We start from the raw sequence: 12,411 nt of genomic DNA, 5'->3' as shown, positions 1-12,411 counted from the left end.
TCTCAGGCCGGCAGCGCCTTGATGGAATAGATATCGTAGCGGCTGCTTTTGCCTTCGAGCCGCGTAGTGGGCTCCGGCCCCGCCACCGCAGGCGCCTTCCGGGGGCGTTTCACAACCACCCGGTAACGGGCACAGGCCAGGGCTGCGGCAAGCAGCTGTTCAGAATCGTCATCGTCTCCCACCACCTGCCGGAACACCTGCATTTCCTTTTTGACCAGGGCGGCTTTGTCCCGGTGGGGGAACATCGGGTCCAGATACACCACATCCGCCGCATCCTTGCCGGCGTTCTCAAGCCAGTCAATGGAACTGCCGGCCTCAAGCTGCATCTGGGCCATCAGGGGCGCGCAATCGACATTCAGTGCGGCCCTTGCCAGGCCATCTGCCAGCAAGGCATGGATCACCGGGTTGCGCTCCAACAGGGTTAACCGGCAACCGAGGCTGGCAAGCACGAAAGCGTCCTGGCCGAGGCCGGCAGTGGCATCCAGTACATGAAGCTGGGCCCTGGTTTTCTGCAAACCAACCGCCCGGGCCACCAACTGGCCGGTACCGCCACCGTGCTCCCGGCGGTAGCCCATTTTGCCGGTCACAAACTCGGCCCGGACTGGCCCAGGTGCTCCTTTGCCGGTCAACTGCAGGGCAAGGCCTTCGTCGTCCATATACAGCAGCACCGGAAATTCCCGGACCTGTTTGGGTTTGACGACACCCAGCCAACGCAACCCCAGCTCGTCCGCCAGCTGTCGTGCAACCATCTGGTCACCCAGCGGGCTGCAACCAACGGCAACGGTCGTCGTCAGGGAGTGGCAAGTATCATGGGAAGGGTTTGGCATCAGACGAGAATGTCGATACCGGAAATAACCGAGCCGCCTTCAAATTCCTGCCCGGCGGCGGCCACACCGGCAAAGGTGGACAGTGCCCTGGACGCAGGCAATGGCAATTCGTCGGCACGGAATCGTTCAAGCCGGGCATCCTCAGCGGCCCTGTGGGCTTCAACACGACGATCGGTCGCTTCACTAGCCGTCTGGTTACCGGGAGCGGTATCCCGACTTTGCTGGGGCGCATTCAGGTCACGACGAACCGACTCGGCACCGGGGGCCTGGGGAGAGGCGGCCGGGGACCTGGCGACATCGGTACGCTCTCGTGCCGGGTTGTTGTTACCCGTTTGAATCAGGGGGGAATTGGCCGGATTAATACCACCGATCATAATGCGCAACCACAGAAACGGTTCAAGTGTGTTGCTGCATTATGGAAGAACCGGGGCCTCTTGGAAAGGCAGGCGGCAACATTTCTGATCAGAAAACGACCTTTCACGCACGGCCGGGCAGTTTCTTCCAGGCCACTTCATCCCGGATATAGACCGGCTGCGCCAGCTCCGCCGGCACCGCGATGCCATGGCGAAAATCCTGTTCTGCCAACCGGGCCACCATGGCGGCCCGGGGCACCAGGGTGTCATCCACCGCTCTGATCCGGCAGACCACCACTTCGGGCATATCGCCCTTTAATGTCCAGCCCTGGCCAGCACCAGTCCAGTTCGCCGATATGTCTGAGCCCGGCAGGCTCACCGCCCCGGGCGGGCAGACCCGCTCCTCGCCGATCAACACCGGCAACCCCTGCTGACACAGGAAGGTACCCCAGTAGACTTCGCCCATACGGGCATCAAAGGCCACCGCAACGTGTTCTCCATCAGCCAACCGGTGCTGCTCAATGGCGTCCAGGGCGACAGCCGCCAGCGACGACACCGGCACAACCGGTAAATTGAGCCCCCAGGAAAGCCCCTGGATCACCCCGGTCGCAATGCGCAAACCGGTGAAGGAGCCCGGGCCACGGGCAAAAGCCAGAGCGTCAAGATCTTTCGGGGAAAGCCCCTGTTCGGCGAGCAGTTCGCGAACCATGGGCATTAACAGGCGGGTGTGGCCCCGTGGGGCCAGTTCAAACCGCTCGCTGATCTGGCCATCCAGCCATAGAGCGGCGGAGCAGCCCTCAGAAGACGTATCCAGTGCTAAAAGCTTCACAGAATCAAGCCTCCCGGGCTACTCCCGTTTCGATTACTTAAGCTGGGACAGGATCTGGTCGCGGATGCTGTCCAGGCTACCAATGCCTTCCACGCGCACGTACTTGGGCGCATCGGCAGGTGCCTTGCTGGCCCAGTCCTGGTAGAAACCAATCAGCGGCGCCGTTTGCTCGTGGTAGATGTTCAGGCGCTTGCGTACGGTTTCTTCCTTGTCGTCTTCACGCTGTACCAGCGGTTCGCCGGTCTCATCGTCCTTGCCCTCTACCTTGGGCGGATCGTATTTCACGTGATAGATACGGCCACTGCCTTCGTGCACACGACGGCCAGACAGACGACTGACAATTTCTTCGTCTTCAACGGCGATTTCCACCACGTAATCGATGGTAATACCCTGGTTTTTAAGCGCTTCAGCCTGGGGAATGGTGCGTGGGAAACCGTCCAGCAGGAAACCGTTCTTGCAATCCGGCTGCTGAATACGCTCGTCGATCAGGGCGATGATGATATCGTCAGACACCAGCCCACCGGAGGCCATCACTTCCTTGACCTGCTTGCCCAGTTCGGACTCGGCCTTGACGGCGGCACGGAGCATGTCGCCTGTGGAGATCTGGGGGATCTCGAAACGCTCGGTAATGAACTGAGCCTGAGTACCCTTTCCAGCGCCTGGCGCGCCTAACATGATGATTCTCATAACGTTGTGCTCCCGTTGTCTTATATTATCGTTTGAAAAGTTGCGGCAAAAACCGTCGCCTTTGCGACAACCTCTCAGGGCCTCCAGGCCCACTTGCTGGCGCGCCTGCCCAAAATTGAGGCAGCATTATACGAAGTCCGCCCCGACAGAGAAAGTCGACCTCCGTATCATGGTTGGAATTACCGGAACACAGGGGGCTTCAGGCACAGAAGCCTGACGCCGTTTTGCTCAGGATGCAAGCGACGACGCCAGCACATCCAGGTCGGTTGCAACCGCCTGGATTTCTTCCTGAACCAGCGCCAGTGTTGCGGGCTCCAGGCCAAGCGCTTCTGTCAGTGCGGGGATATCATCCGGGTTGAACTCGTCGCCAATACCCTGCTCTTTCAGCAGTGCATTCGCCAGTTGGACCATCAAAACATACTCTTCATGCTCACCATGATAACCCGGGTGCTGGTGCATGCCTGCCGCCTTGATGACCGGTTCCGGCAGTTGCCAGAGCCGATGCAGAATACCGCCAATGGCACCATGGCCAACCGCCAGGATATCCTGGCGCTCGCTATGGCCAAACACTTCCTGTTCCAGTGAATGCATGCTTGCTTCAGGGTTGATCTCCCGAAGCGCGTTCAGTTCCTGAAATTCAGAGGGGAACAGGTGCCCCACCAGCAACAGGCCAAAGTTGTGCAACAGCCCGCACAGATACGCCAGCCCCTTGTCCCGGCCGGAGCGCGCCGCCAGACTTTGGCACAGGAAGGCACAGTACAGTGAGTGACGCCAGAAATTATCCATGCCCAGCATTCCACCCCTGGGCACATCAAAAGCCCTCACCGATGCAATACCCATGGCAATATGGGCGACCCGATCAAACCCCAGCACCCGGGTAACGGCCTCCTGAACCGAGTTGATCTGACCAGGGTAATTGAACAGTGCCGACCGTGCGTAGCGCATGATCTGGGCCGTCATGCTCGGGTCAAACTCAATCAGTTCCGCCAGCTCTCTGGCGGTGGCTTCCGTATTGGCGGTCAGGCGCAGAATCCGCAACGCCAGCGCCGGCATGGGCGGCAGACGATAGAGTTTCTGCAGTTTGTCAGCCACTTCGTCGAGGCTCAGTGCGCCACGGGAGCCATTACCCTGCCCCCGGATAACCAGATGCCCTTCCCGGGCACCCGCCAGTGCCAACCGGAACGAGCGGCCGTCCATCACAACCAGGGTATCGTTGGTGCCAGCTGAGAACACCACCTGGTCGGCGGTGGTGAGATCTTCGTCAATCAGCACCGGCAGGTCCCAGGCATTCCCCACCGGTGGCACGAATCCCGGCTCGCAGTCGCCAAACAGCCTTGCTGTCTGGCGCGCGGTTAGCGGCTGCAGGCGACGCCCGGTAAACTGATGCAGGGTGTCCATATCCAACGTACTGTCAAAGCGATGCACCGCCATGACCACACCATTGATGTCGATCAGCAGCGTGGGCTGGATAAAATCATGCTGGGGCTTGCCAGAGGCAAGAACCGCGGCATCGAGATTGCTTACCGGTGCAATTTCGATCTGCTGATAGCTGATACCCTTGCGGGCGAGGTAATGCGACAGTCGCTCTGACAGTGCCAACGGGGAAGACTCCTTTATCCGGTTCAGGGCTTTCCGGCCCCGGCGTTATTATGCACGTTAGCCCGTATTACGCATACCAGCGGCGATGCCCGCCATGGTGACTTTCAGCGCCCGCTCCACCATATCCGGCACCTCACCTTTGCCCTCACTCTCGCGGTCGCGTTTGAGCAATTCCGCCTGAAGGTAATGCAATGGGTCCGTGTAGGGGTTGCGCACTCTCATGGAATGGGCAAACACCGGTTCGCTCTCCAACAGGGCTTGCTGATCCTTGAGCTCCAGCACGCGCTCGATACAGCCGTTCAGCCGTTCCCTGAGGCTACCCCCAAGGGCCCTGAGGCTTTCATCCTCCACCAGGGTCTGCTCGTAATAGCTGGCAATGCGCAGGTCGGCTTTGGCCAGCACCATTTCCAGCATGTCGACATAGGTGCGGAAAAACGGCCAGCCCCGCATCATCTCACGCAGCTCTGGCAGGCGCTGATGCCGGGCGGCTTCCTCCAGGGCCACATCGCTGCCCAGCCAACTGGGCAGCATCAGGCGCATTTGGGTCCAGGCAAAAATCCAGGGAATGGCTCGCAAACTCTCCACGCCACCGGTGGCTTTCCGGCGCGCCGGTCGACTGCCCAGGGCCAGCTTACCCAGCGCAGTTTCAGGTGTAACCTGCCGGAAATAAGGCACGAAATCCGGGTTCTCCCTTACCACTTCCCGGTAAGATTTGAGGGAACGCTCGGTCAGCCAGTCCATCATCTCGCGCCAGCTGTCCTCGGGTTGTGGCGGTGGCGCCAGGGTCGCCTCAATGACGGCAGTGGTGTACAGGGTAAGGCTTTGTACCGCCAGCCGGGGCAAACCGAACTTGAATCGGATCATTTCCCCCTGCTCGGTAATCCGGAAACTGCCGTTTACCGATCCCGGCGGTTGCGACAGAATCGCCCGGTTCGCCGGGCCGCCACCACGGCCCACCGTGCCGCCGCGACCGTGGAACAGGGTCAGGTGCACGCCATACTGGCGGGCCACCTGGGTGAGTTTTTCCTGCGCCTGGTACTGGGCCCAGGCTGCCATCAGCTGGCCGGCGTCCTTGGACGAGTCCGAATAGCCAATCATCACCTCCTGGCGGCCCTGGCAGTACTCGCGGTACCAATCAACCTGATACAGGGCAGCCATGCTGTCTGGTGCACCCTGAAGATCGCTGAGGGTTTCAAACAAAGGCACCACACGCATCGGGAACTTCATTCCCGCTTCCCGCAACAACAGGATCACGTTCAATACATCTGAAGGCTTGCTGGCCATGGAGATAACGTAGGAACCCAGCGCTTCCGGGGTCTGGCCCGCCACCACCTCGCAGGTAGCCAGCACTTCCCTGACTGACTCTGAAGGTTCCCAGTTGCGGGGCACCAGTGGCCGGCGGCCTTGCAGCTCGCGCAGCAGGAATGCCTGCCGGTCGTCTTCCGACCAGGACAGATAGTCTCCCAGCCCCAGGTAATCCACCATCTCTGCCACCGCCTCCGCATGCCGGGAAGCCTCCTGCCGGATATCCAGGCGAATCAGCGGCAGTCCGAATGTGTGAGCACGGCGAATGGTGTCCAACAGCGGGCCGTTGGCAATTTGCTCCAGGCCGCAATCCATCAGTGATCGATAACACAGCTCCAGGGGAGCCGTCAGGTCTTCGTTCTCAAACAGGATACCGGTCTCGTCCGCTACGAGGCCTTTAACGCCGGCCTCGGCCCAGTCCCGGGTACGGACCAGGCGCTCCCGCAACTCGGCCAGTACCTGACGATAGGGCTCCCGGCAATCACCGACCCGTGCCCTCAGTTCATCACTGGCCTGCCACATGGATAACTCGGCCCTCAGAGCCTGAATATCCCGCAGGTAAAGATCGGCAGCCATCCAGCGGCCCAGCAGGAAGACCTGACGAGTCACATCGTGAGTCACGTTCGGGTTACCGTCTCGGTCCCCTCCCATCCAGGAGGCAATACGAATCGGGGAATTCTGCAGGGGCAGGCCTTTGCCCGTTGCATCAGAAAGTGACTGGTCCAGGCTTCGAAGGAATCTGGGCAATGCCTGCCAGAGGCTGTTCTCAATGACCGCAAAGCCCCACTTGGCCTCGTCCACAGCCGTCGGCCGCTCATGGCGGATTTCGTCGGTGTGCCAGGCCTCAGTAATCAGCCGTGACAGGCGGGCCACAATCTCATCACGCTCCGCCGGCATCAGATCGTCGTGGTCGAGCCGGGCCAGGCAATCCGACATTTCATCGTATTTCAGAATCAGGGTACGGCGGGCAACTTCTGTCGGGTGGGCAGTCAGTACAAACTCAATCCGCAGGTCAGCCACCCGCTGATGCAATTCCTCAGGATCAACGCCCCCGGATTTCAATCGCTCGAAGACCTCACCCAGGGACTCTACCATCAGGTCGGAAGGGTGGCCCTGCTTACGGCGAATGCCATGGTACTGCTCGGCCAGGTTCGCCAGGTTGAGAAACTGGTTGAAGGCGCGGGTGACCGGCAACAGTTCATCGTCGCTCAGTTGCCCCAGGAGTGTTACCAGGCGCTGCCCGGAGCCACTCTCCTGCCGGCGGTCAGCTTTGGCCGCAGCCCGAATCTCCTCAATCCTCTCGTAGCAGTCCTGCCCGGGAAAACGCTGGATGCTCTGGCCCAGCAATTCGCCCAGCAGACGCACATTTTCTCGCAGATCGGGGTGCAGTTCGGTCACGTTGAGTTCCTTCTGAATTGACGGAGACGAAGTAAACTTACGATACTAAGGATCCGTTCGAAAAGTCTATTGGCGATTCAATCCCCTCGCCCCAAGGAGCCACCATGAAAGTGACCGATTTGCCCCAGCACTGGGAACAGGAAAAACAGGCGACGGAACGTACACACGAATACAATCTGCGCCTGCCCCTTGAAGACGCCGCCCGGGTAGCCGCGCTGGCGGAACTCTATCCAGATCGCAGCGAAAGCGAGATTCTCAATGACATGATTGCCGCTGCCCTGGACGACCTGATTACTCAGGGGCCGCTGAAGGATCGCCTGGCAGACAAGGGAAAGTAATATAGACGAGCAGACATCAACCCAAGCGCACGGCGCCTGGGTTGATGGAACCCGGTGGTGAGCTGAATCGGTACTGGCGTCAGGCCACCGATTCAAGCTGACGGGCTTTGATGCGCTTGATATGCTTCTGGCTCAGGGCTACAAACCGCGGAGTCAGTCCCTGGTCTTCGTAGATCTCAAAACCATCCTCATCATAAGCAACCACTTTGTCGCCCTGAACGTAGGGAAAGCTGGTTTCCAGCTCATCAAGCGCAGCGGAGATCAGATCACGCATCAGGTCTTGAGAGGATTTCATCGGATACATCGCTGCCACTTTCTGCAACAGCTCGTGATGCTGGTCAGACAACGCCAGGTACGCGGCATCACGAGTGAGCCGACCACGACCGTGCTTGTCCCAATGCTTGACCAGATCTTTGATTTTCATGGTGCCTTCACCCCTGCATCTTATCTGACGGTACAGCGCACCGATATGGTGCAAGCCGCACTAGAAGTGTAGACGAAGAATGACATTTCAGTGACTGAAAATTGGTAACGGATTGTACTTATCGGCTACTGTTCCGAGGCACTGACCGTTAACGGTTTTCAACCCCCTTGACCTTCTGCCATATGGCATCCAGCGCTTCAAGGGACTCCTCATCCAGATCACGCCCCTCACGTTCCAGCACCGCTTCGATCGCCCGAAAACGTGCGTCGAATTTGCGGTTCGTTCGGTTCAGGGCCTGCTCAGGATCCACCTTCATGAATCGTGCCAAATTCACGCACACGAACAGCAGATCACCCAGTTCATCCTCGACCGCATCCTGGTCGCCACTACCATTCTGGGCGGCCTGCCATGCGTCTTTCAGCTCATCGATCTCCTCGTGAAGCTTGTCGAAGACCGGGCCAACCTCAGGCCAGTCAAAGCCATGGCGCGAAGCCCGGCGCTGCAATTTTTCGGCACGGGCCATGGCCGGCAGGGTTCGTGCAATGCCATCCAGGCGGCTGACCGACGACTCAACAACAGGTTTCTCGGCCCGCTCCTCCGCCTTGATACGCTCCCAGCTCTCCTTGATCCAGGCTTCGCTGGGACGGTTGCTCGGGTCAATGCGGCTTTCCAGAGTGCCTTCCGGGAAGACATGGGGATGCCGGCGAATCAGTTTGCGGACCAGGTGATCAACGATGCTATCGAAATCGAAATGCCCTTCCTCACGCCCCATCTGAGCGTAGAAGATCACCTGGAACAGCAGGTCTCCCAGCTCATCCTTCAGGTGCGGGTAATCCGCCTGTTCAATGGCGTCGGCCACTTCGTAGGCTTCTTCTATCGTGTGGGGCACGATGCTGGCGAACGTCTGCCGGGTGTCCCAGGGGCAGCCCGTGTCTGGCTCCCGGAGCCGGGCCATCAGGGTTTTCAGGTCATCAATGGAATAGCTCATCCGCGCTTTCGCCTTACGTCGATGATGTTCGGCAGGTTGCGAATCTGGGCCAGCAACCGCGCCAACTGTTCCAGGCTGGAGATTTCCACCGTCACCCTCATGGTAGCGATGTTCTCATCCTTGTTGGTCAAGGTATTCAGGGCCAGCACGTCACTGCGGGACGACGACAACACATGGGTTATATCCCGCAACAGCCCCGAGCGATCATAAGCTTCGATTTCGATATCGACAGGGTACACAGAGGCCGGCTTGCCACCCCAGTTCACCTCGATGATCCGGTTGGGCTCGAATTCCCTCAGGCTGAGGAAGGTCAGGCAGTCCTGTCGGTGCACGGTGACACCACGCCCAACCGTGATATATCCGCCAATCGCATCACCCGGTAGCGGTTTGCAGCACTTGGCCACCTGGGTCTTGAGTTTGCCCACACCCAGAATCTGGATATCTGACTCGGTGTCATAATCCTTCTTGCGGGCAGTGGTCAGCTTCAGGTCGAGCTGTTCAGACTTCGGCTCCAGCATCTGCTGCGCCACGTTCGCCACGTGCGCAGGCCGCAAATCGCCGGCCCCAATGGCGGCGAACATATCGTCTGGCGAGTGGTAATTCACCTTTTTGGCCAAATCCCCCAGATCAACATCGTACAGCGACAAACGCTTGAATTCGTCTTCCAGGATAGCGTGGCCGTCTGTGATATTACGGTCACGATTCTGTTGCTTGAACCAGTGGGTAACCTTTGCCCTGGCCCGGGATGTCTGGATATAGCCCAGGCTTGGGTTCAGCCAGTCCCGGCTCGGCGCCGGGTTGTTGGAGGTGAGGATAAATACCTGGTCGCCGGTTTTCAGCGGATAGGTCAGAGGGACGATCCGGCTGTTCACCCGGGCACCCCGGCAGGCGTGACCGATTTCGGTGTGTACCCGATAAGCGAAATCCACCGGTGTGGCACCCTGGGGCAAATCGACCACGTGGCCTTCGGGAGTGAAAACATAAACCCGATCCGAGGCGACGTCTGACTTGAGGTGATCAGCTAAACCAGACAGGTCTCCCAATTCTTCCTGCCACTCCAGCACCTGCCGCAGCCAGTTGATCTTGGCATCGTAGCCGGTGGACTTGTTATTCTTGTCGGTACCCTTGTATAGCCAATGGGCACAAACACCCAGCTCGGCTTCCTCGTGCATGGCATGGGTGCGGATCTGCACTTCCATCACCTTGCCTTCCGGGCCAATCACCGCCGTATGGAGCGACTGGTAGCCGTTTTCCTTGGGGTTGGCGATGTAGTCGTCAAACTCGTTGGGAATATGCCGCCACAGGGTGTGGACAATACCCAGAGCGGCATAGCAGTCCCGGACTTCCGGCACCAGGATGCGCACCGCGCGGACATCATAGACTTGGGAGAAATCGATACCCTTGCGGCGCATTTTGCGCCAGATGCTGTAGATATGTTTGGCCCGGCCAGTGAGCTCACCCTTGATGCCCGAGGCCTGAAGTTCGGTTTGCAGGGTCTCGATGACCCGCCGGATATAGCCTTCCCGGTCCAACCGTTTCTCATCCAGCAGTTTGGCGATCTTTTTGTACGCGGAGCTGTGCAGGTACCGGAAAGAAAGATCCTCCAGTTCCCACTTGATATGACCAATACCCAGCCGGTGCGCCAGGGGCGCGTAGATATCGAAGACTTCCCTGGCCACCCGCATGCGCTTCTCTTCCGGCGCATCCTTGACTGCCCGAATCGCACAGGTCCGTTCGGCCAGCTTGATCAACGCCACCCGGACATCATCAATCATGGTAACCAGCATTTTCCGGACATTGTCGAGTTGCCCTTCACTCTGGCCCAGCACATTGCCTTTGAGCGGGTGATGAACTGACGAAATGGCCGCCATCTGTTGCACACCGTTGATCAGCCCGGCAACCTCGTCGCCAAACTCCTTGCGGATCTCTTCCAGCGGTACCCGCTCTTCACGCACGGCCCGGTACAAGACGGCAGCCACCAGACTGGCCTGGTCCAGATGCAGTTCAGCCAGCACCTGGGCCATTTCGAGGCCTGTTCGGAAACTGCTGGAGCCCGGCGCCCATAGGCGATCTTCCCGGAATGCCTGCACGGCAATCCTCGCCGCCTTTTCACAGGCCTGCCGGAGCTGCTCCGGATTATCCAGGTGCGTCTGTTCAGCAATGTGGCGAACACAACGATCAATGTCGATTTCGCCATCACCAGTGACCGAATAATCTTCCCGAACTTTTACCATAGCAGAGGCATACCCACTGATTTTCCGGTTACCCGGGTCGCGATCCTGGCGACCCGGCATCTGACTGTCGAGTGTTCAGTCAGAGTCATTCACGCTCAAACAGAGCAATGGATTCTACATGGGTGGTGTGGGGGAACATATCCATCACACCCGCGCGCACCAGGCGATAACCGTTACGCACCATGACGCCGGCATCTCTCGCCAGAGTGGCCGGATTACATGAAACATAGACAATCCTGCGGGCCCCAAACGCCGTGAGGTACTTGCAGATGTCTTCCGCGCCGGAACGGGGCGGATCGATCAGAATCTTGTCGAACCCCTCCTTGGCCCAGCTCTGACCGGTAAAGTCTCCGTGCAGGTCGGCTCCGAAGAATTCAACATTATCCAGGCCATTGAGCTGTGCGTTCTCGCGGCCGCGCACCACCATGGCATCATCGCCTTCGACGCCGACCACCTGACCGCCTTTGCGAGCCAACGGCAAGGTAAAGTTACCAAGGCCACAGAACAGATCCAGCACCCGCTCACCGGGCTGAACATCCAGCCACTCCACTGCGCGATGAACCATATTCTGATTGATACCGGCATTGACCTGAGTGAAGTCCATCGGATGGTACTTCATGGTCAAGTCAAACTCCTCCAGGCTGTAGGTCAGGCGCTCACCCTCACGACCGGACGATTCCGGCCAGATGCGGTGCACGGTGTCCGGCCCCTTGGGCTGAAGATAGATATGCAAGTCATGGGCCTGGCCAAAGGCGATCAGCTTTTCCCGATCTTCGGGAACCAGTTCGTCCATATTGCGGAACACCATGGCCGCAACATCATCACCACAGGCCACCTCTACCTGCGCAATCCGGTCGAAGGCTGCCATGCCATGCAGCAATTCCCGCAGGGGTTTGATGCGGTCACCAATGCGAGGGTCGAGCACCACACAGCGGTCGATATCGGTCAGGAAGCTGTTGCGCTTTTCCCGGAATCCTACCAACACCGACTCTCGGGCTTTGACATAGCGCACGCCCAGGCGGGCTTTGCGACGATACCCCAGGGTATCGGGCGAGCGCATGGGTTCAACCCACTCCTGGGGCTCGATGCCTCCAAAATGGGCAAAATGCTCCCTCAGCGTGTCTTCCTTGAACCGAATCTGAGCATCGGCACTCATGTGCTGAAGGCTGCAGCCACCACAAAGGTCGGCAAACTCACAGGGCGGTTGCTGGCGGTCAGGAGCCACTTCCAGAACCTCCAGGGTACGCAGCTCATCGAACTTGCTGCGGGTGCTGACCATCTTGGCCATCACCGTTTCACCAGGCAGAGCACCATCCACAAACTGGACTTTACCGTCGGCCCGGGCAATACCCCGGCCGTCGTGGCCAAGGGTCTCAATTTCACAACGCACCGGTTCCTGGGGCAGAACCTTGCGGCGACGCTTACTCAT

11 protein-coding genes are annotated in these 12,411 nt (G+C 59.1%); 1 reads left to right on the top strand and 10 read right to left on the bottom strand.

Going from position 1 to position 12,411, the window contains the following annotated elements:
* Window positions 1-2: 2 nt before the first annotated feature.
* The 6 genes from ASQ50_RS16715 to ppc form a co-directional block, all read right to left on the bottom strand.
* Window positions 3-827, bottom strand: coding sequence for a class I SAM-dependent methyltransferase (locus tag ASQ50_RS16715; protein WP_058091704.1), 825 nt, complete (start codon window positions 825-827; stop codon window positions 3-5).
* Window positions 827-1,201: a hypothetical protein gene (locus ASQ50_RS16710; protein ID WP_058091705.1), complete on the bottom strand. Its 375-nt coding sequence runs from the start codon at window positions 1,199-1,201 to the stop codon at window positions 827-829. The genes ASQ50_RS16715 and ASQ50_RS16710 overlap by 1 nt, the downstream gene beginning before the upstream one ends.
* A gap of 103 nt (window positions 1,202-1,304) precedes the next feature.
* On the bottom strand, window positions 1,305-2,009 hold the full coding sequence (tsaB, locus tag ASQ50_RS16705) for a tRNA (adenosine(37)-N6)-threonylcarbamoyltransferase complex dimerization subunit type 1 TsaB (protein WP_058091706.1): 705 nt from the start codon (window positions 2,007-2,009) through the stop codon (window positions 1,305-1,307).
* 33 nt (window positions 2,010-2,042) lie between these two features.
* Entirely contained in the window at window positions 2,043-2,696 is a 654-nt protein-coding gene (gene adk / locus ASQ50_RS16700; RefSeq protein ID WP_058091707.1) for an adenylate kinase, read from the bottom strand.
* A 228-nt stretch (window positions 2,697-2,924) separates the two neighbouring features.
* Window positions 2,925-4,295, bottom strand: a complete 1,371-nt coding sequence (locus ASQ50_RS16695) for an HDOD domain-containing protein (protein WP_058091708.1) — start codon at window positions 4,293-4,295, stop codon at window positions 2,925-2,927.
* 57 nt (window positions 4,296-4,352) lie between these two features.
* The gene (gene ppc / locus ASQ50_RS16690; RefSeq protein ID WP_076657243.1) at window positions 4,353-6,998 is read right to left on the bottom strand and encodes a phosphoenolpyruvate carboxylase; all 2,646 of its coding nucleotides are present in this window, start codon (window positions 6,996-6,998) and stop codon (window positions 4,353-4,355) included.
* A gap of 104 nt (window positions 6,999-7,102) precedes the next feature.
* Here ppc and ASQ50_RS16685 point away from each other — a divergent pair, with 104 nt between their 5' ends.
* Window positions 7,103-7,336: a hypothetical protein gene (locus tag ASQ50_RS16685; RefSeq protein WP_058091709.1), complete on the top strand. Its 234-nt coding sequence runs from the start codon at window positions 7,103-7,105 to the stop codon at window positions 7,334-7,336.
* A 79-nt stretch (window positions 7,337-7,415) separates the two neighbouring features.
* Here the strand turns inward: ASQ50_RS16685 and ASQ50_RS16680 are convergent, their stop codons facing one another.
* The 4 genes from ASQ50_RS16680 to rlmD form a co-directional block, all read right to left on the bottom strand.
* The gene (locus ASQ50_RS16680; RefSeq protein WP_058091710.1) at window positions 7,416-7,760 is read right to left on the bottom strand and encodes a hypothetical protein; all 345 of its coding nucleotides are present in this window, start codon (window positions 7,758-7,760) and stop codon (window positions 7,416-7,418) included.
* A gap of 148 nt (window positions 7,761-7,908) precedes the next feature.
* A complete protein-coding gene (gene mazG, locus ASQ50_RS16675; RefSeq protein WP_058091711.1) occupies window positions 7,909-8,748 on the bottom strand; it encodes a nucleoside triphosphate pyrophosphohydrolase in 840 nt (279 codons plus the stop codon).
* Window positions 8,745-10,982, bottom strand: a complete 2,238-nt coding sequence (relA, locus tag ASQ50_RS16670) for a GTP diphosphokinase (protein WP_058091712.1) — start codon at window positions 10,980-10,982, stop codon at window positions 8,745-8,747. The genes mazG and relA overlap by 4 nt, the downstream gene beginning before the upstream one ends.
* Window positions 10,983-11,067: 85 nt before the next feature.
* Complete coding sequence (gene rlmD, locus ASQ50_RS16665; RefSeq protein WP_058091713.1) at window positions 11,068-12,411, bottom strand: 23S rRNA (uracil(1939)-C(5))-methyltransferase RlmD; 1,344 nt, start codon at window positions 12,409-12,411, stop codon at window positions 11,068-11,070.

This window comes from Marinobacter sp. LQ44 (genome assembly GCF_001447155.2).
Lineage (GTDB): Bacteria > Pseudomonadota > Gammaproteobacteria > Pseudomonadales > Oleiphilaceae > Marinobacter.
This window is presented reverse-complemented; position numbering and strand designations above follow the sequence as displayed.